This window comes from Actinophytocola gossypii (genome assembly GCF_025165815.1).
GTDB lineage: Bacteria > Actinomycetota > Actinomycetes > Mycobacteriales > Pseudonocardiaceae > Actinophytocola > Actinophytocola gossypii.
The window spans coordinates 357,578-382,569 of sequence record NZ_JAFFZE010000010.1 but is presented as its reverse complement, the minus strand read 5'-3'; the positions used below and the strand labels follow the sequence as shown (position 1 = coordinate 382,569).

Below are 24,992 nucleotides of genomic sequence, written 5' to 3'. Positions count from 1 at the left end.
CGGCGAGCGCGTTCGAGTAGGGACCAGGTGGACGCCTCGCTGCCTCCGCGGGCTCGCGCGGCGATGCTTGATCGACCGACGAGCTCGGCCTCAGGTCAGCGCTCGGCCCGGGAACGCGCGAACTCCCAGGCGTCCCGCACGATCCCCTCGAGGTCCGTGTGCTGCGGCTTCCACCCGAGCTCGGCCTTCGCCAGCTCACTGGACGCGACCAACGAGGCCGGGTCGCCCGCCCGGCGGCCCTTCACCTCGGCCGGCACCGGGTGCCCGGTCACCGACCGGCAGGCCTCGACGACCTGGCGCACCGAGAAGCCCGTGCCGCTGCCCAGGTTGTAGATCCGGTGCGTGCCGGGCGCGGCGTGCTCCAGTGCCAGCAGGTGCGCGTCGGCGAGGTCGCTGACGTGGATGTAGTCGCGGATGCAGGTGCCGTCCTCGGTCGGGTAGTCCTCGCCGTACACGTGGATGGCCGCACGCTGCCCGAGCGCCACCTGCAGCACCAGCGGGATGAGGTGCGTCTCGGTGGTGTGCCGCTCCCCGTAGGCGCCGTACGCGCCGGCGACGTTGAAGTACCGCAGGCTCACCGCGGACAGACCGTACGCGGTGGCATAGGAGGTGATCGCGTGATCGATGGCGAGTTTGGACGCGCCGTAGGTGTTCGTCGGCCGGGTGGCGGCTCCCTCGGGGATCGGCACCTGCTCCGGCTCGCCGTACACCGCGGCCGTCGACGAGAAGACCAGCCGGGGCGTCCCCGCCCGGCGGACGGCCTCCAGCAGGCGAAGTGAGGTGAGCACGTTGCCCGACCAGTACAACGCGGGGTCCTGCATCGACTCGGCCACCAGCGACTTCGCCGCGAAGTGCAGCACCCCGTCGAAGCCCTCGGCGAGCAGGTCGCCGGCCGCCTCGGCCAGGTCGCCCCGCTCGAACCGGCAGCCCTCGGGCACGGCGTCCGCGTGGCCGGTGCTCAGGTCGTCGAGCACCACCACCTCGTGGCCGGACTCGACCAGCCGCGCCGCGCAGACGCTCCCGACGTACCCGGCCCCGCCCGTCACGAGCAGCTTCACCGCGGTCCTCGCTTCCTCAGGTTCGCGGGCCGACGCCCGCTCGGTCAGTGCGGTGCACAGTGTGCCGGTCGCCCCAGGGGTCAGCGATCCCGCCCCGCGCCCCGCGCGGGCACCGCCGTGAACAGGCCTGGCGCGGGCAGCGAGCGTTCCGCGAACGCGGCGAGCACCTTGTCGCCGACGGCGTCCCGCTCCGCGTGCGGCACCAGCGCGATCGCGGAGCCGCCGAACCCGCCGCCGGTCATCCTGGCACCGAGCGCTCCGGCGGCGAGCGCGGCGTCCACGGCCACGTCCAGCTCCAGGCAGGACACCCGGTAGTCGTCGCGCAGGCTCACGTGCGAGGCGCTGAGCAGGTCGCCGGTGTCGGCGAGCCGGCCGGCACGCAGGAGCTCGACCGTGCGCCGCACGCGGTCGTTCTCGGTCACCACGTGCCGGACCAGGGGACGGAGCTCCTCGGGCAGCCGGGCCAGCGCGTCGTCGAGACCGGCCGGATCGACGTCGCGCAGGGCCGCCACCCCGAGCAGTTCGGCGGCGCGCTCGCAGCCGGCGCGGCGCTCCCGGTAGCCGGACTCGCCGTGCGAGTGCCGGGCCCTGGTGTCGATCACCAGCACGTCGAAGCCGGCCGCGGCCGCGTCGAACGGCACCTGCTCCATGGCCCCGGAGCGGACGTCGAGGAACAGCACGTGCGACTCGACACAGCACAGCGACGCGGTCTGGTCGAGCAGGCCGGTCGGTACGCCGACGAAGTCGTTCTCCGACCGTTGCACCCAGGAGGCGACCTCGGTCCTGCTCGGCGCGCCCGGCTGGTCCAGCTCGACGCCCGACAGACCCAACAGCGCCAGCGCCGTGGCGCACTGCAACGCATGGGAGGAGGACAACCCCGCCCCCGCCGGCACGTCGCCGGCGATCACCAGATCAGCTCCGGAAAGGAAGCCCTCGTGACGCAGCACCCAGCTCACCCCGGACGGGTACGCGGCCCACCCGGTGACGACACCTGGCTCGAGCGCGTCCACCGCCACCGGCTCGGCCCGCTGCGGGCGGCCGTCGTCACCGATCGTGGTGACCGCCAGCTTCCCGTCGGCGCGGGCCCGCGCCGCCACCGCGATCCGGAACGGCAGCGCGAACGGCAGCACGAAGCCGTCGTTGTAGTCGGTGTGCTCGCCGATCAGGTTCACCCGGCCCGGCGCGGACCACACCCCGGTGGGGGCCTGCCCGTGCAGCTGCTCGAACACCGTGGCGGCGCGCTCAGGTACCCCGCCGCTCCCGGCGGGTTCGCTCACTCGGTCCACCCCTGGTCGTCCTCCCGGTCGTTCCTCCGGTGCCGCTGGTCGTGCCGCTGGTCCACCCGTTCACCCGCCCGCTCACGCCAGCGGGTCACCTGCCAGACGGTCACCCGTCGGCCGGTCACTCACGGTCAGGGCACTCGCGGTCAGGTCACTTGGCCCGGGCGAGCACGGCGTGCAGCACGCTGGGCGGAACCTCAGTGGAGGAGTGGTCGCTCGAGACCTCGATGGTGTGGCCGTCGCCCTTGGACGGACCGACGTTGACCGTCTGGCCGGGAACGACGCCGACGGCCTTCAACTCGGCCATCAGGTCGGGGTCGAGCTGGACGTGTTCGGCGATGCGGCGGATCTCGACCTTGCCGCCGCCTCGGCGGGCCACGTCGTCGACCCGGACGAGGTCGGCGTCGACCGGCGGCGCCGGCTCGCCCTCGCCGAGCTTGTCCAGGCCGGGGATCGGGTTGCCGTACGGGGACGTGGTCGGGTGGCCGAGGAGCTTCACCAGCTTGCGCTCGACGGCCTCGCTCATCACGTGCTCCCAGCGGCACGCCTCGCTGTGGACGTGCTCCCACTCCAGGCCGATCACGTCCACGAGCAGCCGCTCGGCGAGGCGGTGCTTGCGCATGACGGTGACAGCGAGGGCGCGACCGTGGTCGGTGAGCTCGAGATGCCGGTCACTGGAGACGACGACCAGCCCGTCGCGCTCCATCCGGCCCACCGTCTGGCTCACCGTCGGACCGCTCTGGCCGAGACGTTCGGCGATCCTGGCACGCAGCGGGACGACGCCCTCCTCCTCGAGCTCGTAGATCGTCTTGAGGTACATCTCGGTGGTGTCGATGAGCTCGTTCACGCCATTCCCCTTCGTCGACATCCATGGTAGTCGTTCGCCCGCCCGGACCAGGTGTGTGGTCGCACAGGGTGAGCGCGCAACGCCCGAACCGGCACGAAAGCCACGACCGATTGGACCGAACGGCGGAAAGGAGGATGCCACCGGGTCGGTCACGGCGAGAATGACGCGGTGACCACTCCTCTCGTGTCCTGCACCGAACTCGCCGCCGCACTCGCCGGCCCGCAGCCGCCCGTCCTGCTGGACGTGCGCTGGCGCCTGGGCGGCCCGCCGGGCCGCGAGGACTACGACCGAGGCCACCTGCCCAACGCGGTCTTCCTCGACCTGGACGCCGACCTGGCCGGACCGCCCGGTGCCGGCGGCCGGCACCCGCTGCCCCAACCGGACGCCCTGCAGCGCGCGCTCCGCGCCGCCGGCGTGCGCCACGACCGGCCGGTCGTGGTCTACGACGCCGACAACGGCTCGGTGGCCGCGCGGGCATGGTGGTTGCTGCGCTGGGCGGGACACGAGCGGGTGAGCGTCCTCGACGGCGGCTTCGCGGCCTGGAGCGCCGAGCACTGCCCGGTCACCACCGCGACGCCGAACCCGGAGCCGGGCGACCTGACCGTGCGTCCCGGGGGCATGCCGGTCCTCGACGCGCCCGGTGCGGCCGCCCTCGCACGCGACGGCGTGCTGGTCGACGCCCGCGCGCCGGAACGCTACCGAGGCGACGTCGAGCCGATCGACCCGCGGCCCGGGCACATCCCCGGAGCGGTCAACGCACCGTTCGCCGGCCACGTCGCCGACACCGGCCGCTGGCATCCACCCGCCCGACTCGCGGAGCGGTTCGCCGCCGCGGGCGTGTCCGCCGGCACACCCGTCGGCGCCTACTGCGGCTCCGGCGTGACCGCGGCGTCGGTGGTCCTGGCACTCGAGGTCGCCGGAATCACGACCCCGCTGGCACCGGCACACCTGTACGTCGGCTCGTGGTCGGAGTGGAGCGCCGACCCCGACCGCCCCGCCGCCACGGGCCCACACCCCGGCTGACTACCGAACGCACACGGTTCGCCCGACTCGCAACGGGGCGATGGGTTCGACACCGCCGGCCAAATGCCGAATCGGACGTGCGAACACCGGCTGGCCCGGTACCGGTTGACTCGGTACCGAGCGTCGACGGTTCCCGCGACGACTGCCACACGCCGAGACGGTTCCCGCGACGACTGTCACGCGCCGACCACTCGTGCAACCGGCCGGCACCGCCTTGGCCTGCCAGCCCCGGCTGGCACCGCCTTGGCCGGCACAGCCTCGGCCGGCCAGCTCCGGCTGGCACCGCCTTGGCCTGCCAGGCCTGGCTGGCACCGTCCTGGCTGGCACCGCCCCTGGCCGGCACCGCTCCGGCTGGCACCGCCTTGGCTGGCTAGCCCCGGCCGGCACTGCCCCGGCCGGCGAACCCGGCGACGCTCACCTTCGCGGGCCACCGTCCGCGTGAAACCGGCCGGGGGCGGCGGGCACGGATAAGGTGGCCGGCATGGTGTTGCCAGCCGCGATTGTCTGGGATTCGGCGTTGCTCGGCTACGACCTGGGTGGGGAACACCCCCTCAACCCCATCCGGCTGGAGCTGACCGTTCGGCTGGCGCGCGCTCTCGGTGTCCTCGACGGCGTCGAGTTGCTCGTGCCGGAGGCGGCGCCGGAGGAGGAGATCCGCCGCGTCCACGACGCCGGCTACATCGACGCCGTCCGGGAGGCGCCGTTGGCGGGGTGGGACGTCGGCCACGGGCTCGGTACCTCGGACAACCCCATCTTCGACCGCATGCACGAGTCCTCCGCCATGGTCGTCGGCAGTTCCCTGCTCGCCGCCCGCCAGATCGCCTCCGGCGCCACCAAGCGCGCCGCCAGCATCGCCGGCGGGCTGCACCACGCCATGCGTGACCGTGCCGCCGGGTTCTGCGTCTACAACGACACCGCGATCGCCATCTCCTGGCTGCTGGACAACGGCTACGACCGCATCGCCTACGTCGACACCGACGTCCACCACGGCGACGGCGTGCAGGCCGCCTTCTACGACGACCCGCGCGTGCTCACGATCTCTCTCCACCAGAACCCGCTCACCCTCTTCCCGGGCACCGGGTTCGCCGACGAGACCGGCGGCACGGGAGCCGAGGGCACCGCCGTCAACGTCGCTTTGCCGCCCTACACCGACGACCGCGCCTGGTTCCGGGCCTTCCACGCCGTCGTCCCCTCGCTGCTCGCGGCCTTCCGGCCCCAACTGCTGGTCAGCCAGTGCGGCGTCGACACCCACGACGAGGACCCGCTCGCCGCGCTCTCCCTGTCCGTCGACGGGCACCGGCGGATCTACCAGACCGTGCGCGACCTCGCCGAGACCCACGCCGGCGGCAACTGGCTCGCCGCGGGCGGTGGCGGATACCAGCTGCTCCGCGTCGTCCCGCGGTCCTGGACCCACCTCATCGCCACCATGCTCGACCGTGACGTCGACCCCAAGACCGTGCTGCCGCCGGAGTGGACCTCGACGATCGACCGGATCGCCCCCACCGCGGAGCTCCCGCTCGCTATGGGCGACGGCAAGGACACCGACCACGATCCGTGGGACGGCACCGTCGACCAGCCGGTCGACAACAGCATCCGCGACACCCGCCGGGCCGTGTTCCCCCTGCACGGCCTGGATCCCGACGACCCACGGGACTGACATGGACCCGTTCGACTACCCCCGGCGGTGGGAGGCGGACGTGGTGCTGTCCGACGGCGGCACCGTCCACCTGAGACCCATCGTGCCGACTGACGGCGACGCGCTGCTCGCCTTCCACGGGCGCATGTCCGAGCGCACCCGCTACCTGCGGTACTTCGGGGCCTATCCGCAGATCCCGCCGCGCGACCTAAAACGGTTCAGCACCGTCGATCACCACGACCGGGTCGCCTTCATCGCCCTGCTCGGCGACGACATCGTCGCGGTCGCCCGGTACGAGCGCATCGACGGCGGCCCCTCCGCCGAGGTCGCGTTCGTCGTCGAGGACGCCCACCAGAACCGGGGCCTCGGCCCGATCCTGCTCGAACACCTCGCCGCGGCCGCGCGGGAGAGCGACATCCGCACCTTCGTCGCCGAGGTGCTGGCCGAGAACTCCGCCATGCTCGGGGTCTTCCGCGCCGCCGGCTACCAGCTCACCCGCGCCATGGACGAGGGCGTCTTCCACCTCGAGTTCGCCATCGACCCCACCGAGCAGTCCGTCGCCGTCGCCCACTCCCGCGAACAGGCCGCCGAGGCACGCAGCGTGCACAACCTGCTCCACCCCGGCTCGGTCGCGCTCATCGGCGCCTCCGCCGACCCCGACAAGATCGGCTACGTCGTGCTGGGCAACCTGCTCCGCGCGGACTTCAGCGGCCCCGTCTACCCGGTCAACGCCGAGCGCGGCTCCGTCCGCGGCGTCCGCGCCTACCCGAGCGTCACCGACATCCCAGGCCCGGTCGACCTCGCCGTGGTCGCGGTGCCGGCGGCCAGCATCGACGAGGTGATGGACGCCTGCCTCGCCAAGGGCGTCAAGGCGCTCGTCGTCATCTCCTCCGGCTTCGGCGAGACCGGCCCCAGCGGGCGGGGCGCCGAACGCCGCCTGGTCACCGAGGCCCGCGCGCACGGCATGCGCGTCGTCGGCCCGAACGCGCTCGGCGTGGTCAACACCGACCCGTCGGTGCGGCTCAACGCCACCCTCGCACCCGTGCTGCCCGGTCAGGGCCGCACCGGGTTCTTCTGCCAGTCCGGGGCACTGGGCACCGCGATCCTCGCCGACGCCGCCGCGCGAGGGCTCGGGCTGTCCACCTTCGTCTCCGCCGGCAACCGGGCCGACGTCTCCGGCAACGACCTGCTCCAGTTCTGGGAGACCGATCCCGCCACCGACGTCGTGCTGCTCTACCTCGAGTCGTTCGGCAACCCGCGCAAGTTCGCCCGGCTCGCCCGGCGGCTCGGGCGGGTCAAGCCGATCGTCGCGGTGAAGTCCGGCCGCAACGCCGTGCTGCCCGCGCTCGCCGCCACCTCCGTCCCGGTCGACGAGGCCAGCGTCGACGCGCTGTTCGAGCAGGCGGGCGTGATCCGTGTCGAGTCGCTCGCCCAGCTCTTCGACACCGCGCTGCTGCTCGCCCACCAGCCGTTGCCGCGCGGCGGGCGGGTCGGGATCGTCGGCAACTCCTCCGCGATCGGCGTGCTCGCCGCGGACGCCGCGCTCGCCCGTGACCTCGAGCTCGCCGGTGGCCCGGTCGACGTCGGCGCGTCGGCCGGCCCGGACGTGCTCGCCGGCGCGGTCCGCGACACCCTGCGGCGGCCGGACGTCGACGCGCTGGTCGTCGTGTTCGTGCCGCCGCTGACCACGCCGGGCGCCGCCTACGCCCGCGCGCTGCGGGACGCGGTCGCCGAACTGGACGAGCGCAAGCCGATCGTGTCGACGTTCCTCGCCACCGAGGGCATCCCGGCCGAGCTCGCCGTGCCCGGCCCCGGCGGCGCACCCGGCCGCGGCTCGATCCCGAGCTACCCGAGCCCGGAGCGCGCCGTGCTCGCGCTCGCCCGCGCCACCCGCTACGCCGCCTGGCGGTCCGCGCCGCAGGGCGAGCCGGCCCGCCCGGAGAACCCGGACACCGACCGGGCCAGGGAACTCACCGCCGCCGTCTTGTCCGATGTGGACGGAATGGTGGAGCTGGCCGACGCGGATGTCGTGGCCCTGCTGTCCTGCTACGGGATCGACGTGGTCGACTACCGGGTCGCCGGCAGCGCAGAGGACGCCGTCACGGCGAGCGCGGAACTCGGCTTCCCGGTCGCGGTCAAGGCGACGGGGGAGCGGTTCTGGCGCCGCGCCGACCTCGTCGGTGTCCGGCTCGACCTGGCCACCCCGGAGTCGGTGCGCACCGCCTACGCCGAGCTGACCGAGCTGTCCGGCGTGGACGACGTGTACGTGCAGCGGATGGCCCGCCGCGGCACCGGGTGCGCGATCGGCGTGCAGGACGACCCGTCGTTCGGCACGCTGGTCTCGTTCGGACTGTCCGGTGTGGTCAGCGACCTGCTCGGCGACCGCGCCTACCGGGCCGTGCCGCTCACCGACGTCGACGCCGCCGCGCTCGTCCGTGCCCCCAAGGCGGCGCCCCTGCTGACCGGGTACCTCGGCGACGAACCGGTCGACCTCGACGCGCTCACCGACCTGGTGGTCCGGGTCGCGGCGCTCGCCGAGGACGTGCCGGCCGTGCGCTGGCTCGCCCTCGAACCGGTCCTCGCCACGCCGGTGGGAGCCGCGGTGCTGCGCGCGCGGGTGCGGGTTGGCGCGCCACCGTCGAAGCAGGACACCGGACCGCGCCGGCTCCGGTCCCTGTCCTACGAAAGTAGGGTTTAGCGCCCGCGTGCAACGCGCCCCGCCCGACGGCCCGTCCTCCACACATGAAACGCCTAGGAACCGTCGTTGGCGCAGGCGTTCTGCTCTTGCTGACGAGCGCTTGCGCCAACCCGCAGGAGAACCAGGACAGCGCGGGCGACACCCGCCCCACCGAGACCTCCCAGACCTCAGCGCCGCCCGACACGGAACCGGACAAGCAGCCGGCGCGGACCCCGCCGTCCGGCGGAGAGCGGGTCGAGTCCGGCCGGATCGACGCCTCCGGGCTGCCCAAGGGCTACCCGGTGCTGGTGTGGACCGAGGACGACGGCCGCAGCGTCGGCGTCGTCGCCCAGGAGGGCGGCTGCGGCAAGGCCAGCCTCGAGGTGCCGGTGCAGAACGAGACACAGGTCGTGATCACCATGATCGAGACCGTGCCGAGCGAACCGAAGATGTGCACGATGGACCTGCGCTACCCGAAGCTGACCACCCAGCTCGAGCAGCCGCTCGGCGACCGCACGGTGGTGCTGAAGAACGACCAGCGCGAACGCTGACCTTCCCCCGTGGTGCCCGGCCGCGTATGCCCCTGCGCGGCCGGGCACCTTCCCGTGCAACCGGCGAGGCGGCCGCTACCGTCCTGTCCCCATGAGGGCATTGCTGATCGCGGCCGCTGCCGCCGGCCTGGTCGGCCTCGCCGGCTGCGGCCAGGGCACCGGGGACGGTGGGGACGACGTGTCGGCGGGAACGGACCGCAGCTCCGTGGTGGCCGAGCCGACCCCGCCGGAGGTCACCCGGACCCCGCCGGAAACCAAGCCGCAGGACCCGCCGGGGGACACCGAGGCGAAGGGCACCCCCGCCGCCCGGGTGACCTTGTCGCCGTCCGGCCCGGTGGTGCCGCCCGACGTGCGGCAGGTGCCGGCCGAGCAGGTCGACGCGAGCGCCGTGCCCGAGTACAACGAGCACCGCGGCCTGGTGTGGGTGTACGACGACGGCTACTCGCTGCAGACGTTCGCCATGGCGACCAGCGGCTGCACTGGTGTCGAGGGCGAGGTCGTGACCGAAACGGCGAGCGAGGTCGTGATCGCCACGCGCCCGCTGCCGCAGCCACAGGGCGGCCCCGCCGACGGTCGGATGTGCACGACGGTGATGACCCCGCGCCCGGTGACGGTCACACTGGACGCGCCACTGGGCGACCGAACGGTTCGACTCGAAAGCGGGCGCTGACCAGCGGAAACGCGGGCAGGCGCGGCCTCCGAGGCCACCGGGTTGCGGGGCCACCGGGTTGCGGGTCATGGGGGGCAGCGCGGCCAGGCCCGCTGGTCAGCGGCGGAAGGCGATCTGCAGGGTCGGCTGGGAGGTGCCGGCGAAGAAGTCGTTGCCCTTGTCGTCCACGACGATGAAGGCGGGGAAGTCCTCGACCTCGATCTTCCACACCGCCTCCATGCCCAGTTCGGGGTACTCGAGCACGTCGACCTGCTTGATGCAGTCCTGGGCCAGCCGGGCCGCGGGGCCGCCGATCGAGCCGAGGTAGAAGCCGCCGTGTGCCTGGCACGAGTCGGTGACCTGGCGGGACCGGTTTCCCTTCGCCAGCATCACCTGCGAACCGCCGGCCGCCTGGAACTGCTCGACGTAGGAGTCCATGCGTCCCGCCGTCGTCGGGCCGAAGGAGCCGGAGGCGTAACCCTCCGGGGTCTTCGCGGGCCCGGCGTAGTACACCGGGTGGTCGCGCAGGTACTGGGGCATCGGCTCGCCGGCGTCCAGGCGCTCCTTGATCTTCGCGTGGGCGATGTCGCGGGCCACCACCAGCGGGCCGCTCAGGGACAGGCGGGTCTTCACCGGGAGCCGGGTCAGCGTCGCGCGGATCTCGTCCATGGGGCGGGTGAGGTCGATGCGGACGACCTCGTCGGTGAGGTCCTCGTCGACCACGTCGGGCAGGTACCTGGCCGGATCCCGTTCCAGCTGCTCCAGGAACACGCCGTCGGCGGTGATCTTGGCCTTGGCCTGGCGGTCGGCGGAGCAGGAGACGGCGATGCCGACCGGGCAGGAAGCGCCGTGGCGGGGGAGGCGGATCACCCGCACGTCGTGGCAGAAGTACTTGCCGCCGAACTGGGCGCCGATGCCGAACTGCCTGGTCATCTCCAGCACCTGCTGTTCGAGGTCGACGTCGCGGAACGCGTGGCCGCCCGGCGAACCCTGCGGGGGCAGGGTGTCCAGGTACCTGGCGGACGCCAGCTTGGCGACCTTGAGGTTGTACTCGGCCGACGTTCCGCCGACGACGATCGCCAGGTGGTACGGCGGGCACGCGGCGGTGCCGAGGCTCCGGAGCTTCTCGTCCAGGAACTTGGCCAGCCGCGTCGGGTTCAGCAGCGCCTTGGTCTCCTGGTACAGGAACGTCTTGTTGGCGCTGCCGCCGCCCTTGGCCATGAACAGGAACTCGTACTCGGCCTTGCCGCCGTCCTTGTGGAACAGCTCGATCTGCGCCGGTAGGTTCGTCCCGGTGTTGCGCTCCTCCCAGAAGCTGACCGGCGCGAGCTGGGAGTACCGCAGGTTCAGCTCCTGGTACGCCTCGAAGATCCCCTTCGCCAGCGCGGCCTCGTCCGCCCCGCCGGTGAGCACGTTCTCGGTCCGCTTCCCCATCACGATCGCGGTACCGGTGTCCTGGCACATCGGCAGCACCCCGCCGGCCGAGATGCAGGCGTTGCGCAACAGGTCCATCGCCACGAAGCGGTCGTTGCCGCTGGCCTCCGGGTCGTCCACGATCGTCCGGAGCTGGGCCAGGTGCGAGGACCGCAGCAGGTGCTGGATGTCCCGCACCGCCTCCTTCGCCAGCGTCGTCAGCGCGGACGGCTCCACCTGCAGGAAGGTCCGCCCCGCGGCCTCGACCGTCGACACGCCGTCCGGCGACACCAGCCGGTACTCGGTGTCGACGTCCTGGCCGATCGGCAGCAGCTCAACATGGTCGAAAGAGGCGGTCACAGCGGGGACTCCCTTGTCACGTGGTGGGATTCCCCGACGTTACCGCGCCACCACCACGCCGTCCCCGAGGTGGTGCGCAAGACCACCAGTTGCCGGAAGGCCGGGGCGGCCCCCGGCCGTCCCGACCTCCCGTGGAATGCGCTACGGGCCGTCACCGACCGCCCGCAGCGCGTAGTCTCGTGCATCGACCGTGCCCCCATCGAGGGAACATGTCAATGGCTTCCGCGAAGGCTTCCACAGAGCAGGACGGAACGGCGGCGGAAAGGGTTGCTCTCAGCTCGCGTACGCGCGCAGCTTCTCCGCCCGCTCACCCTGGCGCAGCTTCGACATGACCTCGCGCTCGATCTGGCGCACCCGCTCGCGCGACAGGCCGAAACGCTTGCCGATCTGGTCGAGCGTGTGCGGCTGGCCGTCGTCGAGTCCGTAGCGCAGCCGGATCACCGACTGCTCGCGGTCGTCGAGGGTGGCGAGGACGCGGCGCAGGTCGTCGTGCAGCAGGCCGGAGATCACCGCGCTCTCGGCGTCGGTGGCCTCGCCGTCCTCGATGAAGTCGCCCAGCGGGGCGTCCTCCTCGGAGCCGACCGGCATGTCCAGGCTGACCGGGTCACGCGCGTGGTCGAGCAGGTCGGCGACCTTCTCCGGGGTCAGCCCGACCTCGGACGCCAGCTCCTCGTTCGTCGCCTCGCGGCCGAGCTGCTGGTGCAGGTCGCGCTTGAGCCTGGCCAGCTTGTTCACCTGTTCCACCAGGTGGACGGGCAGCCGGATGGTGCGGCCCTGGTCGGCCATGCCACGGGTGATGGCCTGCCGGATCCACCAGGTCGCGTACGTGGAGAACTTGAAGCCCTTGGTGTAGTCGAACTTCTCGACCGCCCTGATCAGGCCCAGGTTGCCCTCCTGGATCAGGTCGAGCAGTGGCATGCCGCGCCCGGTGTACCGCTTGGCCAGCGACACCACGAGCCGCAGGTTCGCCTCGAGCAGGTGGTTCTTCGCGCGGTGCCCGTCGCGTACGAGTGCGCGCAGCTCGCTGCTGTCCGTGCCCTCCGGGCTGTCGGACGAGTCGAGCATGTGCTGCGCGAACACGCCCGCCTCGATACGCTTGGCCAGGTCGACCTCCTGGGCCGCGGTCAAGAGCGCGGTCCGGCCGATGCCGTTCAGGTACACGCGGACCAGATCGGCCGCGGGGCCCTGCGAGTCGAGATCGATCTCGTTGGGCTCCGGCTCGCGCTGTTGTGGGACCGTCATGCTCTCCCTCCCCCTGTTCGCGGGTCGGTGTGCTGTGTGTCACACACCGGCGCCTACGTCCGGTGCGCCGGTCTCGGGCTCCAACGGTGGCTGTGGTTGGGGTTCCCCGTGTTCGGCTGGACACTCTGCAAAACGCTCGGGTGGTTCGTTTCGTTCCCGGGTTCTCAACTGGATGACGTCACGCGCGCCACACCGGTTGCTCCACCAAACCTGAGGTTTCCCTGAGAGTGCTAGACCTCGACGAGCACCGTGAACGGCCCGTCGTTGACCGACTCCACGGCCATCATCGCGCCGAACCGGCCGGTCTCCACCCGCGCGCCGCGCGCGCCGAGTTCGGCCACCACGGCGTCGACCAACGGCTCGGCGGTCTCCGGCCGGGCGGCCGCGGTCCAGGACGGACGGCGTCCCTTGCGGGTGTCACCGTAAAGAGTGAACTGGCTGACGACGAGCAGCGGCGCGTCCGCCGTGGCGCACGACTGCTCGTCGCGCAGGACGCGGAGTTCGTGCAACTTGCGGGCCATGGTCGCGGCGTGCTCGCGGGTGTCGTCGGTCGTCACGCCGAGCAGCACCAGCAGGCCGGGCTCGTCGATCCGCCCGACCACCTCGTCGCCCACGGTCACGCTCGCCGACGTCACCCTCGCCACCACCGCACGCACGGCGATGATGATGGCAGGCGCTCGACGGGGATCAGCGGCGGGCGACCAGGTGGAAGTACCGCGCGGTCAGCAGCTGCGGCATCCGGTCGGCCATCGCGACCTCGAGCCGGGTCAGGTCGGCCAGGAACACCGGGTCCTCCACCCGCGCCAGGTCGACCAGATCGGCCGCGCAGCGCACCCCGTAGCGGACCACCTCCGCGAACCCGACGCCGGCCAGCAGCGCGATCAGCTCCGCCGCCGGCGCCTCGCGCTCCCCGGACAGCGCGTGCACGGCCTGGTCCGGGTCGAACTCGCGGACCACCGCGTGCAGCGGGTCGAAGTCCGCGTTCGGGCCGAGGATCGACAGCAGCCCGCCCTCGCGCAGCGGCGCTGTCACCGCGGCCAGCACCTCGTGGCGGTCGTCCCGGTCGTCGACGAAGTGCAGCAGGTTGTGGCACAGCACCAGGTCGAACTCGTGCCCGCCGAGCACCTCCGGCGCGTCCAGCGCACCCGCCTGGACCACGTGCAGCCGGTCGGCGACGTCCTGGCTCTCCGCGGTCTCGATGGCCCGGTGCAGCATCGCGCCGGCCGGATCGAGCACGGTGACCTCGTGGCCGAGCGCGGCAAGCCGCACGGCCTCCACGCCGTTGCCGCCGGCCACGTCGAGCACCCGTTGCGGCGCGGGATCGAGGTGCCGCAACAGGTTGGCCTCGGTGACCGCGTACCGGAGACGTTCCAGCGGGCGCTGCTGGAACAGGTCCAGTCGGGTGTCGAACCCGCTCAACGTCATGTCACCTTCATACCTGGTTCACCCCGCCCGGCGACCCATCTCCACCCGGATGGCGCAATCCCGGCGACGGAGTGGCAGCATGGACCCCGGGAGGTGGTGTCGTGAAGGGCGATCAGGACGACACCCCGGTACTCATCACCGAGGCGGCGCCGTCGTACGAGGAAGAGTTCGCGGCGCGCAAACGCAAATACCTGACGATGATGCTGCTGCGTTTCCCGTGTCTGGTCCTCGCGGCCCTGTTCCACGACACGTGGTGGCTCGCCCTCGGGTTCGTGCTGCTGTCGATCCCGCTGCCGTGGATCGCGGTGCTGATCGCCAACGACCGGGCGCCGCGCAAGGCCGAGGAGGTCAACCGCTACCAGCGGGAGGCCAAGGCCATCGAAGGCCCTGGCCACACGGTCATCGACGGTCAGTCGGACGGTCGGTAGGGGGCTGCGCGCCCACCCGCCCGACCGCGAGCGCGCCCAGCCGCACCCCGGCCAGCAGGCTGTCCGCCGGTGACTCGCCGGCCAGCCACGCGGTCAGCACGCCCGCGTCGAACGCGTCGCCCGCGCCGGTGGAGTCCACGCAGTCGCCCGGCGCCGCCGGCACCGACGCCCGCGCGTCCCGCCCCACCCAGCTCGCCCCGTCCGGCCCGGTGGTGACCGCCACCGCGCCGAACGCGTCCAGCAGCTTCGCCGCGCTCTCCGGGTCGCGGGAGCCGGTCAGCGCCGCGAGCTCGTCGAGGTTCGGCAGCAGCAGGTCCACCCCGGACAACCGCTCCACGAACGCCTCCGGATCGGTGATCAGGCCGGCCGACTGCGGGTCGACCGACGTGGTCAGGCCGGCGTCGCGGGCCGCGGCCAGCATCGCCAGACCCGCGTGCTCGGTCGAGGCGTCGAGCAGCACGTAGCCGGACAGGTGCAGGTGGTCGGCCTCGGCGAGCAGCGCCGGATCGAGGTCGGCCGGCGCCAGCCTGGCGCCCGCGCCCCGGTCGGGCAGCATGCTGCGCTGGCCGCCGCCGTCCACCAGCACCACGACACAGCAGGTCGCGGCGTCGGGGTCCAAAGCGAATGCGCACCGCACCCCGGCTTTGGTTAGCTCCTCGCGTGCCTGCCGCCCCGCCACGTCGTCGCCCACCCGCGCGACCAGCACCGCGTCCGCCCCGCACCAGGCCAGCCACGCCGCCGTGTTCGCGCCGGCCCCGCCGGTCGTGAGCGCGATCCGCGCCCGCGAGTCGCCGCCGTGCACGACCGGTGCGGCATGAGCGGCGACGACGTCCACCCCCGCGTCCCCGACCACGACGATCGTGCTCATGATGTCCCCCTCGACGGTCCGAAGCGGACGGAGGCTACCCGTGTGACCGGGGCGAACGCCAGCCGGTCGGCTCGGGTCGTGCTCGCGGTCGCCGGCGCGGGGTTCCGGCGGTACTCGACCTACCGGCAGGCGACGGTCGCCGGTGCGTTCACCAACACCGTGTTCGGGTTCATGCGCTGCTACGTGCTGCTGTCGGTCGCCGGCGTGGCGGGGGAGGCCGGCGGGTACGACCGCGCGCAGCTCGCCACGTTCGTCTGGGTCGGGCAGGGCCTGCTCTCGGTGGTGAACTTCTGGAACCAGCTCGACCTGGCCGAGCGGGTGCGCTCCGGCGACGTCGTGTCGGACCTGCTGCGGCCGATGGACCTGATGACCACCTACGTCGCCACCGACGCCGGCCGCGCCGCCTACGCGATGCTGACCCGGTTCGTGGTGCCGGTGGGAGTCGGCATGCTCGCGTTCGGGCTGTACCTGCCGGCGAACCCGGTCGCCTACCTGGCGTTCGCGGTGTCGGTCGCGATGGCCGTGGTGATCTGCTCGCTGTGCCGGTACCTGGTGGGGCTTACCGCGTTCTGGCTGCTGGACGTGCGCGGCGTGAGCATGCTGTGGATGTTCGCGGCCGGCGCCGGCAGCGGCCTGTACTTCCCGCTGCCGCTGCTGCCGGACTGGCTGGTCACGCTGCTGTGGGTGGCGACCCCGTTCCCCGCGCTGCTCCAGGCGCCGCTGGACGTGCTGGTGGAACGCGGGCCGGCGGGTCCGCTGCTCGCCGGGCAGCTGGCCTGGCTCGCGGTGACCGTGGTGCTCGCCCGAATCGTGCAGCGGCGGGGGCTCCGGCGGCTGGTGATCCAGGGTGGCTAGCCCGTACTGGCACCTGCTGGTCGCACAGGTGCGCAGCCAGACGCAGTACCGGTTCTCGTTCACGCTGGAGCTGGTGTTCAGCACGGTGCTCACGCTGCTCGACGTGGCCACGGTGTTCGTGCTGTTCACCGTGAACGACAGCCTCGGCGGGTTCGGCGGGGGTGAGGTGTTCCTGATGGTCGGCATCTGCGCGCTCGGGTTCCCGCTGGCCGACTTCGCGGTCGGGAACGTGGAGCGGCTGCGGATCTACGTGCGTGGCGGCCTGTTCGACGCGGTGCTGCTGCGCCCGCTGTCGGCGCTCGGGCAACTGCTGGCGATGGACCTCAGCGCGCGCCGGGCCGGCCGGGTGGTCCAGGGGCTGGTGATCTACGTCGTCGCGCTCGTGGTGGCACCGATCGCGTGGTCGCCGGCGGCCGCGGTGCTCGTGGTGCTCGCGCCGCTGTCGGCCGCGGTGTTCTTCGGCGCGATCTTCGTCGGGGCCGCCACCGTGGCGTTCTGGTGGATCGAGTCCGGCGAGTTCGCGAACGCGTTCACCTACGGCGGCCGCGACTTCGCCTCCTACCCGACGACCGTCTTCGGCGGCCTGTTCCGGCGCGTGTTCGCCTACGCCCTGGGGTTCGCCTTCGTCGCCTACCTGCCGGCGCTCGCGCTGCTCGGCCGGTCCGACCCGCTCGGCGTGCCGGACTGGCTGCGCTGGTGCTCGCCGCTGGTCGCCCTGTTCGCCGCCGGGCTCGCCGCGCTGTTCTGGCGAACCGGTGTCCGCCACTACCGGAGTACCGGATCGTGATCATCCAGACATCAGCGCTGCGCAAGGACTTCACCGTGTGGCGCAAGCTCGGCCGGCTGCGCCGGGAGCGGCGCGTGGTGACCGCCGTGGACGGCGTTGACCTGACCGTGGCCGAGGGGGAGCTGCTCGGCTACATCGGCCCGAACGGGGCCGGGAAGTCCACCACGCTGAAGATGATGACCGGCGTGCTCACGCCAAGCGCGGGCGAGGTGTCGGTCTGCGGGCTCACCCCGGTGCCGCAGCGCACCCGGCTCGCCCGGCGAATCGGGGTGGTGTTCGGGCAGCGGTCGCAGCTGTGGTGGGACCTGCCGCTCACCGAGTCGTTCTCCCTGCTGCGGCACGTCTACCGGGTGCCGCCGGCCGACCACGCGGCCCGGCTGCGGCGGTGCCGGTCCCTGCTGGACCTCGACGCGTTCCTGGACACCCCGGTGCGCCAGCTGTCGCTCGGGCAGCGGATGCGCGCGGAACTGACCGCCGCCCTGCTGCACGGGCCGCGCGTGCTGTTCCTGGACGAGCCGACGATCGGACTGGACGTGCTCAGCAAACAGGCCGTGCGGGGCTTCCTCGGCGAGCTGCACGCGACCGGCGACACCACGATCGTGCTCACCACCCACGACCTGGCCGACATCGAGAAGCTGTGCCGCAGGCTCGTGGTGATCGACCACGGGCGGGTGGTGCACGACGGCACCGTGGAGCAGCTGCACGCCGCGTACCGGTCGAAGCGGCGGGTCGTGGCCGACCTCGACACCGCGTGGCCGGACGGCCTCACGCTGCCCGGGGCGTCGGTGGAGCGGGTGGAGGCCGACGGGCTGCGGGTGACGCTGTCGCTGGACGGCGCCACCGCGGGCGAGGTGGTGGCCCAGCTGGCCCAGGTGGTGCCGCTGCGGGACCTGTCGGTGCTCGAACCGGAGATCGAGGACGTGGTCGCGCGCCTCTACACCGGTCGCTGAGCGGCCAGCTCCACCGCGATCTCGGCGGCCACCCGCACGTTGTCCAGCACCAGCGCCTCGTTCGCGTCCAGCGACGCGCCGCCGCTCGCGGTGTGGAAGTGCTCCAGCAGCACCGGGGTCACGTCGCCGCCACGCACGTCCGACGCGGCCACCCGCGCCATGCCCTCGGCGAGCAGCCGGTCGTGCAGGTCGGCGTCCAGCTCGTGCTCGGCGGGCACCGGGTTCACCACCAGCACCCCCGAGCCGGGCCCGCGGCTCCGGTGCGCGGCGACCACCGAGGCCGCCGACGCCGGCGTGTCCACCCGCCACGGCACGCCGAACCGCGACTCGCGCCGGTAGAACGCCGGGAACGTGTCGGTCCGGTACCCCAGCACCGGCACCGAGCGGGTCTCCAGCACCTCGATGGTGGCCGCGATGTCCAGCACCGACTTCACCCCGGAGCACACCACCGCGACCGGTGTGGACCCCAGCACGTCCAGGTCGGCGGACACGTCCCAGGACGCCGTCTGGCCCGGTGCCGGCAGGTGCACCCCGCCCAGGCCGCCGGTGCCGAACACACCGATGCCCGCCGCGTTGGCGATCAGGGTCGTGCTGGCGATCGTGGTCGCGCCGTCCCGGCCGAGCGCGAGCGCCGGGCCGAGATCACGGGCCGACAGCTTCGCCAGGTCGGCGTCCGGGTCGCACACCCGGTCCAGGTCGGCCCCGTCGAGGCCCACGCGCAGGCGGCCGTCCAGCACGGCGATCGTGGCCGGCACCGCGCCGGCCGCGCGTACCGCGTCCTCGACCGAGGCGGCGACCTTCCGGTTGCGCCCCGGCGGCAGCCCGTGCGCCAGGATCGTGCTCTCCAGCGCGACGACCGCGCCGCCGCCGGCCAGCGCCGACGACACCTCCTCGGCTACCCGCATGCGCCCGCTCTCCACCTCAGACATCACCCCGAGGATACGGATGGGAACGTCCAGCGGGTCGGGGAGCCGTCGAAGTCGGTCGACACCACGCCGAACGCCCGCTCCGGGTTGACCTTCGCGACCACCGCCTGGTCCGGCGTGAAGTACGAGACCGGGTACTCGGTGCGGTACTTGACGTTGACCACCGCGACGAACCGGACCAGCCGCTCGTGGTCGGTCACCAGCTCCGCGACGCCCTCCAGCACCACCGGGTTCTCCGGATCCTCGGTCGACATCGAGACCCGGCAGCCGGCCCGGATGTTGCGCACCTTGCGGGAGCCGGGGCTCGCCGAGAACCACAGGCCGCCGTCGTCCCACACACCCCACACCGGCGTCAGGTGCGGGCGGCCGTCCGGCCAGACCGTGGCGAGCCAGAAGTCGTGGCTGTCCCGCAGCCGGGACAGCGCCCAGGTCCACGGCAGCAGCCCGGTGCCCTGCTCGGAGGGCCGCACGCCGTAGCCCGGCATGTACGGCCGGGACGCCTCCGGCTCGGTAGCGGGGTCGCTCGCTGGATCGGTCATCCGACGATTGTCGCGCGTCACACCGGTTCCGGCGACGGCTCAGTCGAAGATGCCCCTCGGCTTGGCGACCTCGCGCAGCCACCCCTCGATCTGCTGCTCCCAGTTGGTGCGCCCGAGCGCGGCGTACTCGACGACGAACATGCCGACCATCGCCCTGCCGCGCCCGCCGAGGCCGCCGCCCTTGGCCACCCGGACCCGCTTGTTCACGTCGAGCACCACCTGCACGTCCCTCGGCCGGGCCAGGAAGGTGACCGCGACCTCGTTGAACACCGGCGCGAACGCGGGCGACGGCGCGAAGTCGACCTCCTGGAAGAACGGCAGCTGCTGTTCGGCGCCGTCGACGCGGTCCTGCACCAGGTTCGCCGAGCGGAACTGGAAGCCGAGCCGGCTCATCGCGTCCAGGACGCGGTGCTGGGCGGGCACCGGCTCGATCGGGATGGCGTCCACGTCCTGCGGGTCGACCACGGTCCTGGCGAGGTTCAGGTTGGTCTGCAGCCCGACCGCCATGCCGGTGAGGTACTTGCCGAAGACCGTGGTGATCGGCGTCTCCCACGGCATCTGCACCTCGAACGGGACGGTGATCCGCGCGCCGGCCCGGACCAGCTCCCGGCCGGCGAGGTGCACGTTCTGGAACGGCATGTCCACCAGCGTCGGCTCGGCCCCGTTGCCGCCACCACGTTCGACCCTGGCCAGCAGGGTGACCCCGAGCGCCTCGACCTCCTGGTCGACCTGCCCGCCGATGAGCCGCACCTCACCGCGCAGCGTGCCGCCGGGGCGCACGTGCCGGTCGAGGAGCTGGGCGTCGACCGTGGCGCCGCCCTGACCGAAGCTGGCCAACACCTTCTGGAACATGCGGGCATCCTGCCAGGTGGCGTACGGCCGCGCCGCCGTTTCCGGCATCATGGACGGCGTGAGTACGCAGACACTGCCCGAGGTCGACACGCGCCCGGAGGGCACGGAGACCACCGGTGACGACACCCCGGACATGTTCCACTACGTCCGCAAGGACAAGATCGCCGAGAGCGCGGTCACCGGCTCGATGGTGGTCGCCCTGTGCGGCGAGGTGTTCCCGGTGACCAAGTCGCCCAAGCCCGGCTCGCCGGTGTGCCCGGAGTGCAAGCGCATCTACCAGCGGCTGCCCGGCGACTGAGGCGCGCTCAGGGCGTTCCGGAGCGTGGAACCCCGGGGTCGGGAGCGGGGGACTCGCGCGACGGGAGCGGGGGACTCGCGGGGTCGGCCGGCTCCTGGGCGGGGGTCGGCTCGGGGGTCGGTGTGTCGCGGGCGCGGTCCATCTCCAGGCGACGCCAGCGGCGGCGTTGGCGGCGGGTCATGCGCGCGGGCCACATCTCCTGGATGGCCGCGTTGAAGTACGCGCCGATCACGATGGCCAGGCCGATGAAGAACGCGAACAGCAGGAACGCGATCGGGGTGGCCAGCGCGCCGTAGGTGTAGCCGGTGGTGGTGATCCAGGCGATGTAGAGGCGCAGGCCGATGCTGGAGAGCAGGAACACGATCATCGCCAGTACCGCGCCGGGCAGACCGCGGTGCCAGGGGAGCTTGCGTGGCAGGGCCAGCTTGTACAGCGTGGCCAGGGCCAGCACGATCAGCACGGCCAGTGCCGGGTAGTAGAAGGCGTCCACCCAGAACCCGATCTCCGGGCGCCAGTCCGTGGGGAACAGCTTCGGCAGCAGCTCCGGGCCGAGCGCCAGGATCGGCAGCCCGATCACCAGCAGCACCAGCGACACCAGGTACAGCAGCAGCGCGAAGATCCGCTGCCACACCTCGTTGCGCACCCCGTACTGGTCGTGCGCGACGGTGATCGCGTCCACGAACGACGACATCGCCGACGAGCCGGCCCACAGCGAGATCAGGAAGCCGACGGTCAGGATCTCGCCCCGGCCGTGCTGCAGGATGTCGTCGACCGTCGGCTGGATGATCTGGTCGACCACGCTGGTGCTGAACGCCGTGCGGGACCACTCGATGATCGCGTCGTGCACGGACTGGATGACGTCCTCGCCGAACCAGTCGGCCACGTAGCCGAGGCTGCCCAGCAGCCCGAGCAGCAGCGGCGGCAGCGACAGGATCTGCCAGAACGCGGCCTCGGCGGCCTCGGAGAAGAGGTTGCCCTCCCACGCCTTGGCCATCGTGCGCCGGACCAGCCTGAGCGGTCCGCGCCGTGCGTGCGCGCCGGGCGGCTGCTCCCCGTCATGGGTCGGGTGCTGTGGCTGCGGGCTCATATCACGGTCAAGCATGGTCCATCGGGTCGCGATCGGCGCGATGCGCCCGGTGAACTGGACGGACGTGTCGCGGGGGCGCACCCCGGCGGCGCTCCGTTGGCGAGAGTAGAGTCATGACGCCCTCAACGGAGCCGGACCGGTCACTTTGAGGGCATTGGTTTGCCGGGAGTTCGTGTGGGGGAAGGGAGCGGTTGGCCGGTGACGTCGGAACCGATCGTGCACGGGGCCGGGGACCGGTCGGCTGCGCGGCCGTTGCGGGCCTGGCAGCGCCGGGCGATCACCAAGTACCTGGCCTCCGGGCCGAAGGACTTCCTGGCGGTGGCCACCCCGGGGGCCGGCAAGACCGTGTTCGGGCTGCGGGTGGCCGCGGAGCTGCTCGCCGACCGGATCGTCGAGCGGGTCACGATCGTGACGCCGACCGAGCACCTCAAGCACCAGTGGGCCGCGGCGGCGGACGCGGCGGGCATCCCGATCGACCCGAACTTCCGCAACGGCGACGGCGCCACGTCCGGCGACTACCGCGGTGTCGCGGTCACCTACGCGCAGGTCGCCGCGCACCCGATGCTGCACCGGGTACGCACCGAGAGCCGCAAGACGCTGGTGATCCTCGACGAGATCCACCACGGCGGGGACGCCAAGTCGTGGGGCGACGCGATCCGCGAGGCGTTCACCCCGGCGGTGCGCCGGCTCGCGCTGACCGGCACCCCGTTCCGCAGCGACGACTCGCAGATCCCGTTCGTCGGCTACGAGCCGGACGGCGCCGGCTTCCTGCGCAGCAAGGCCGACCACACCTACGGCTACGCCGACGCGCTGGCCGACGGCGTCGTCCGCCCGGTGATCTTCCTGGCCTACTCCGGCGAGGCGAGCTGGCGGACCAGCGCGGGCGAGGAGTTCACCGCGCGCCTGGGCGAGCCGATGACCGCCGAGCAGACCGCCCGGGCCTGGCGCACCGCGCTCGATCCGATGGGCGAGTGGATCCCGTCCGTGCTCGGTGCCGCCGACCTGCGGCTGCAGCAGCTGCGGCAGTCGGTGCCGGACGCCGGCGGGCTCGTCATCGCCTCCGACCACGACTCGGCGAAGGCCTACGCGACGATCCTCGAGCGCACGACCGGCGCGAAGCCGGTCGTGGTGCTCTCCGACGACCCGAAGGCGTCCAGCCGGATCGGTGAGTTCGCCGAGTCCGACGACCGGTGGCTGGTGGCCGTGCGGATGGTGTCCGAGGGCGTCGACGTGCCCCGGCTGGCCGTCGGGGTCTACGCGACCAGCGCGTCCACCCCGCTGTTCTTCGCCCAGGCGGTCGGCCGGTTCGTCCGCGCCCGCCGGCCAGGGGAGACCGCGAGCGTGTTCCTGCCGAGCGTGCCGGTGCTGCTGGAGCTGGCCAGCCAGCTGGAGGCGCAGCGCGACCACGTGCTCGGCAAGCCGCACCGGGAGAAGGACGGCTGGGACGACGAGCTGCTCGCCGACGCCAACCGGGTCAAGGACGAGCCCGGCGAGGAGGAGAAGGCCTACACCTCGCTCGGCGCGTCGGCCGAGTTGGACCAGGTGATCTACGACGGGTCCTCGTTCGGCACCGCGGCGTTCGCCGGCTCGGCGGAGGAGCAGGAGTACCTCGGGCTGCCCGGGCTGCTGGAACCGGACCAGGTGCGGGCACTGCTGCGGCAACGGCAGGCCGACCAGGTAACGGATCGGTCCCGTCGCGCGAAGGAGGAGCAAGCGGCGCCGGCCCAGCCGGAACCGCGACCACGCAGCGTGGCCGAACGGCTGACCGCGCTGCGCAAGGAGCTCAACACCCTCGTCGGGCTGTACCACCACCGAACGGGCAAACCCCACGGCATGATCCACAGTGAGCTGCGCAGAGTCTGCGCGGGTCCGCCGACGGCGATGGCCTCGGTGGAGCAGCTCGAGGAGCGGATCGCTACTCTCCGTTCCTGGTAGCGACCCCCGGTCGGGTGAGCGGCAGGTTTCCGGTTCGTTGCCGAATCGTGTCGCTTGCGAGTCGTAAAAAGCTGGTTCGTGGCTTCCATCACTGCCCGTCCGGGCATATGTTGTGCACCGCAACATTTGCCCGGTGGACCGTGAAGGGACCGTTGATGCGCAGTACAAGGCTTGCTCTGCTGGCCGCGGGGATGGGTCTGACCCTTGCCCTTTCGGCCTGCGGCGCCAATCAGGAGACGCCGAGCGAGGGCGGTGGCGGCGAGGGAACCGAGAGCGAGTCCTCGGGCGGCATCCCGGTGGGGGTGATCCTTCCGGAGACCGCGAGCTCGGCCCGCTGGGAGGGCTTCGACAAGCCCATGCTGGAGGAGGCCCTGCGGGCCGAGGGCCTGGACCCGGACATCCAGAACGCCCAGGGTGACGTGCAGAAGTTCAGCACCCTAGCCGACGGGATGATCAACGCCGGGGTCAAGGTGCTGATCATCGCCTCGATCAACAGCGAGGTCGGCGGCACGGTCGCGCAGAAGGCCAACGCCCAGGGCATCCCGACCATCGACTACGACCGGCTCAACCTCGGCGGCAGCTCCGAGTACTACGTGTCGTTCGACAACGTGAAGGTCGGCGAGCTGCAGGGCCAGGGCATGGCGGACGCGCTCGCCGACGCGCCGGACGGCGCCGAGATCATCGAGATCGAGGGCGCGCCGACGGACAACAACGCGACCCTGTTCCACCAGGGCCAGCGCAACATCCTCGACCCGCTGTACGAGTCCGGCAAGTTCGAGCTCGTGCAGTCGCAGGCGATCGACGACTGGGACAACCAGACCGGCGGCGTCACCTTCGAGCAGATCCTGACCGGCAACGGCGGCAACGTCGACGGTGTCGTGGCCGCCAACGACGGCCTGGCCGGCGCGGTCATCACCATCCTCAAGAAGAACGGCCTGAACGGCAAGGTCCCGGTCACCGGCCAGGACGCCACCGCGGACGGCCTCAAGGCCATCCTCGCCGGCGACCAGTACATGACGGTGTTCAAGCCGATCAAGGAGGAGGCGGAGGCGACCGCCAAGCTCGCCGCCGCGCTCGCCGACGGTGACACGGCCGCCGCCGACGAGGTCGCCACCGACACGATCAACGACCCCGAGGGCAAGCGGGAGGTCAAGTCCCTGCTGCTGGAGCCGTACCTGATCACCCGCGAGAACGTGAAGCGGGTCGTCGACGAGGGTTACGTCAAGGCCAGTGAGATCTGCACCGGCCAGCTGAAGGCCGAGTGCGACGAGCTCGGCATCTCCTGACCGGTTCCCCGGGGAGGGCC

Annotated in this window: 25 protein-coding genes; 12 read left to right on the top strand and 13 right to left on the bottom strand. The window is 72.3% G+C overall.

Annotation, left to right across the window (positions count from 1 at the left end):
* Positions 1–95: 95 nt before the first annotated feature.
* The 4 genes from galE to JT362_RS12985 form a co-directional block, all read right to left on the bottom strand.
* A complete protein-coding gene (galE, locus tag JT362_RS13000; RefSeq protein ID WP_260191392.1) occupies positions 96–1,058 on the bottom strand; it encodes a UDP-glucose 4-epimerase GalE in 963 nt (320 codons plus the stop codon).
* A gap of 80 nt (positions 1,059–1,138) precedes the next feature.
* On the bottom strand, positions 1,139–2,335 hold the full coding sequence (galK, locus tag JT362_RS12995) for a galactokinase (RefSeq protein ID WP_260191391.1): 1,197 nt from the start codon (positions 2,333–2,335) through the stop codon (positions 1,139–1,141).
* The gene (locus JT362_RS12990) at positions 2,332–2,463 is read right to left on the bottom strand and encodes a hypothetical protein (RefSeq protein WP_260191390.1); all 132 of its coding nucleotides are present in this window, start codon (positions 2,461–2,463) and stop codon (positions 2,332–2,334) included. Before JT362_RS12990 ends, galK begins: the two co-directional genes overlap by 4 nt.
* 26 nt (positions 2,464–2,489) lie before the next feature.
* Positions 2,490–3,185, bottom strand: a complete 696-nt coding sequence (locus JT362_RS12985; protein WP_260191389.1) for an iron-dependent transcriptional repressor DtxR — start codon at positions 3,183–3,185, stop codon at positions 2,490–2,492.
* Between the two features lie 168 nt (positions 3,186–3,353).
* Here JT362_RS12985 and JT362_RS12980 point away from each other — a divergent pair, with 168 nt between their 5' ends.
* The 5 genes from JT362_RS12980 (at position 3,354) to JT362_RS12960 (ending at position 9,742) form a co-directional block, all read left to right on the top strand.
* On the top strand, positions 3,354–4,208 hold the full coding sequence (locus tag JT362_RS12980; protein WP_260191388.1) for a sulfurtransferase: 855 nt from the start codon (positions 3,354–3,356) through the stop codon (positions 4,206–4,208).
* A gap of 481 nt (positions 4,209–4,689) precedes the next feature.
* On the top strand, positions 4,690–5,865 hold the full coding sequence (locus tag JT362_RS12975) for an acetoin utilization protein AcuC (protein WP_260191387.1): 1,176 nt from the start codon (positions 4,690–4,692) through the stop codon (positions 5,863–5,865).
* Between the two features lies 1 nt (position 5,866).
* On the top strand, positions 5,867–8,542 hold the full coding sequence (locus tag JT362_RS12970) for a bifunctional acetate--CoA ligase family protein/GNAT family N-acetyltransferase (RefSeq protein WP_260191386.1): 2,676 nt from the start codon (positions 5,867–5,869) through the stop codon (positions 8,540–8,542).
* A gap of 86 nt (positions 8,543–8,628) precedes the next feature.
* Positions 8,629–9,072: a hypothetical protein gene (locus JT362_RS12965; RefSeq protein WP_260191385.1), complete on the top strand. Its 444-nt coding sequence runs from the start codon at positions 8,629–8,631 to the stop codon at positions 9,070–9,072.
* A 91-nt stretch (positions 9,073–9,163) separates the two neighbouring features.
* Positions 9,164–9,742 (top strand): hypothetical protein, encoded by a 579-nt coding sequence (locus JT362_RS12960; RefSeq protein WP_260191384.1) that lies wholly within the window; start codon positions 9,164–9,166, stop codon positions 9,740–9,742.
* Between the two features lie 96 nt (positions 9,743–9,838).
* Here the strand turns inward: JT362_RS12960 and JT362_RS12955 are convergent, their stop codons facing one another.
* The 4 genes from JT362_RS12955 to JT362_RS12940 all read right to left on the bottom strand — a co-directional run bounded on the left by JT362_RS12955 (position 9,839) and on the right by JT362_RS12940 (position 14,161).
* On the bottom strand, positions 9,839–11,494 hold the full coding sequence (locus JT362_RS12955; protein WP_260191383.1) for a fumarate hydratase: 1,656 nt from the start codon (positions 11,492–11,494) through the stop codon (positions 9,839–9,841).
* Positions 11,495–11,767: 273 nt separating this feature from the next.
* Positions 11,768–12,736, bottom strand: a complete 969-nt coding sequence (locus JT362_RS12950; RefSeq protein ID WP_260191382.1) for a sigma-70 family RNA polymerase sigma factor — start codon at positions 12,734–12,736, stop codon at positions 11,768–11,770.
* 230 nt (positions 12,737–12,966) lie between these two features.
* Positions 12,967–13,392, bottom strand: a complete 426-nt coding sequence (gene dtd / locus JT362_RS12945; protein ID WP_260191381.1) for a D-aminoacyl-tRNA deacylase — start codon at positions 13,390–13,392, stop codon at positions 12,967–12,969.
* 31 nt (positions 13,393–13,423) lie between these two features.
* A complete protein-coding gene (locus JT362_RS12940) occupies positions 13,424–14,161 on the bottom strand; it encodes a class I SAM-dependent methyltransferase (protein WP_260191380.1) in 738 nt (245 codons plus the stop codon).
* Positions 14,162–14,262: 101 nt separating this feature from the next.
* Here JT362_RS12940 and JT362_RS12935 point away from each other — a divergent pair, with 101 nt between their 5' ends.
* Positions 14,263–14,589 carry a DUF3099 domain-containing protein gene (locus tag JT362_RS12935; RefSeq protein WP_260191379.1) on the top strand — a complete coding sequence of 109 codons (327 nt, stop codon included), beginning with the start codon at positions 14,263–14,265 and terminating at the stop codon, positions 14,587–14,589.
* Here the strand turns inward: JT362_RS12935 and JT362_RS12930 are convergent.
* Positions 14,561–15,457 carry a carbohydrate kinase family protein gene (locus tag JT362_RS12930; RefSeq protein ID WP_260191378.1) on the bottom strand — a complete coding sequence of 299 codons (897 nt, stop codon included), beginning with the start codon at positions 15,455–15,457 and terminating at the stop codon, positions 14,561–14,563. The two genes, JT362_RS12935 and JT362_RS12930, sit on opposite strands and share 29 nt — an antisense overlap.
* Before the next feature lie 42 nt (positions 15,458–15,499).
* Here JT362_RS12930 and JT362_RS12925 point away from each other — a divergent pair, with 42 nt between their 5' ends.
* From JT362_RS12925 to JT362_RS12915, 3 genes are read left to right on the top strand one after another with little or no spacing between them, the layout of a single operon-like run.
* A complete protein-coding gene (locus JT362_RS12925) occupies positions 15,500–16,312 on the top strand; it encodes an ABC transporter permease (protein ID WP_260191377.1) in 813 nt (270 codons plus the stop codon).
* Positions 16,305–17,099: an ABC transporter permease gene (locus JT362_RS12920; protein WP_260191376.1), complete on the top strand. Its 795-nt coding sequence runs from the start codon at positions 16,305–16,307 to the stop codon at positions 17,097–17,099. The genes JT362_RS12925 and JT362_RS12920 overlap by 8 nt, the downstream gene beginning before the upstream one ends.
* Positions 17,096–18,049 carry an ABC transporter ATP-binding protein gene (locus tag JT362_RS12915; RefSeq protein ID WP_260191375.1) on the top strand — a complete coding sequence of 318 codons (954 nt, stop codon included), beginning with the start codon at positions 17,096–17,098 and terminating at the stop codon, positions 18,047–18,049. The genes JT362_RS12920 and JT362_RS12915 overlap by 4 nt, the downstream gene beginning before the upstream one ends.
* Here JT362_RS12915 and JT362_RS12910 read toward each other — a convergent pair.
* The 3 genes from JT362_RS12910 to JT362_RS12900 are packed head-to-tail and all read right to left on the bottom strand — an operon-like array spanning position 18,034 to position 20,366.
* The gene (locus tag JT362_RS12910; protein WP_260191374.1) at positions 18,034–18,978 is read right to left on the bottom strand and encodes a pseudouridine-5'-phosphate glycosidase; all 945 of its coding nucleotides are present in this window, start codon (positions 18,976–18,978) and stop codon (positions 18,034–18,036) included. The two genes, JT362_RS12915 and JT362_RS12910, sit on opposite strands and share 16 nt — an antisense overlap.
* A complete protein-coding gene (locus JT362_RS12905) occupies positions 18,978–19,514 on the bottom strand; it encodes a pyridoxamine 5'-phosphate oxidase family protein (protein WP_260191373.1) in 537 nt (178 codons plus the stop codon). The genes JT362_RS12910 and JT362_RS12905 overlap by 1 nt, the downstream gene beginning before the upstream one ends.
* Before the next feature lie 39 nt (positions 19,515–19,553).
* A complete protein-coding gene (locus JT362_RS12900) occupies positions 19,554–20,366 on the bottom strand; it encodes a sporulation protein (RefSeq protein WP_260191372.1) in 813 nt (270 codons plus the stop codon).
* A 49-nt stretch (positions 20,367–20,415) separates the two neighbouring features.
* On the opposite strand from JT362_RS12900, the gene JT362_RS12895 reads away from it, so the two are divergent.
* Complete coding sequence (locus tag JT362_RS12895; protein WP_260191424.1) at positions 20,416–20,664, top strand: DUF3039 domain-containing protein; 249 nt, start codon at positions 20,416–20,418, stop codon at positions 20,662–20,664.
* Between the two features lie 7 nt (positions 20,665–20,671).
* Here the strand turns inward: JT362_RS12895 and JT362_RS12890 are convergent, their stop codons facing one another.
* The gene (locus tag JT362_RS12890) at positions 20,672–21,751 is read right to left on the bottom strand and encodes a YihY/virulence factor BrkB family protein (RefSeq protein ID WP_260191423.1); all 1,080 of its coding nucleotides are present in this window, start codon (positions 21,749–21,751) and stop codon (positions 20,672–20,674) included.
* A gap of 198 nt (positions 21,752–21,949) precedes the next feature.
* Between JT362_RS12890 and JT362_RS12885 the strand changes: the two genes are divergently transcribed.
* Together JT362_RS12885 and JT362_RS12880 are read left to right on the top strand one after the other, a co-directional pair.
* The gene (locus JT362_RS12885) at positions 21,950–23,686 is read left to right on the top strand and encodes a DEAD/DEAH box helicase (RefSeq protein WP_260191371.1); all 1,737 of its coding nucleotides are present in this window, start codon (positions 21,950–21,952) and stop codon (positions 23,684–23,686) included.
* Between the two features lie 155 nt (positions 23,687–23,841).
* On the top strand, positions 23,842–24,972 hold the full coding sequence (locus JT362_RS12880) for a sugar ABC transporter substrate-binding protein (protein WP_260191370.1): 1,131 nt from the start codon (positions 23,842–23,844) through the stop codon (positions 24,970–24,972).
* Positions 24,973–24,992 lie beyond the last annotated feature (20 nt).

Excerpts from the sequence above, each read along its gene's own strand:
- JT362_RS12975 (WP_260191387.1), top strand. The coding sequence starts at position 4,690 with ATGGTGTTGCCAGCCGCGATTGTCTGGGATTCGGCGTTGCTCGGCTAC.
- JT362_RS12880 (WP_260191370.1), top strand. The coding sequence starts at position 23,842 with ATGCGCAGTACAAGGCTTGCTCTGCTGGCCGCGGGGATGGGTCTGACC.
- JT362_RS12900 (WP_260191372.1), bottom strand. The coding sequence starts at position 20,366 with ATGTTCCAGAAGGTGTTGGCCAGCTTCGGTCAGGGCGGCGCCACGGTC.
- JT362_RS12940 (WP_260191380.1), bottom strand. The coding sequence starts at position 14,161 with ATGACGTTGAGCGGGTTCGACACCCGACTGGACCTGTTCCAGCAGCGC.
- JT362_RS12890 (WP_260191423.1), bottom strand. The coding sequence starts at position 21,751 with ATGAGCCCGCAGCCACAGCACCCGACCCATGACGGGGAGCAGCCGCCC.
- JT362_RS12950 (WP_260191382.1), bottom strand. The coding sequence starts at position 12,736 with ATGACGGTCCCACAACAGCGCGAGCCGGAGCCCAACGAGATCGATCTC.
- JT362_RS12960 (WP_260191384.1), top strand. The coding sequence starts at position 9,164 with ATGAGGGCATTGCTGATCGCGGCCGCTGCCGCCGGCCTGGTCGGCCTC.
- JT362_RS12970 (WP_260191386.1), top strand. The coding sequence starts at position 5,867 with ATGGACCCGTTCGACTACCCCCGGCGGTGGGAGGCGGACGTGGTGCTG.
- JT362_RS12905 (WP_260191373.1), bottom strand. The coding sequence starts at position 19,514 with ATGACCGATCCAGCGAGCGACCCCGCTACCGAGCCGGAGGCGTCCCGG.
- JT362_RS12910 (WP_260191374.1), bottom strand. The coding sequence starts at position 18,978 with ATGTCTGAGGTGGAGAGCGGGCGCATGCGGGTAGCCGAGGAGGTGTCG.
- JT362_RS12895 (WP_260191424.1), top strand. The coding sequence starts at position 20,416 with ATGGACGGCGTGAGTACGCAGACACTGCCCGAGGTCGACACGCGCCCG.
- JT362_RS12930 (WP_260191378.1), bottom strand. The coding sequence starts at position 15,457 with ATGAGCACGATCGTCGTGGTCGGGGACGCGGGGGTGGACGTCGTCGCC.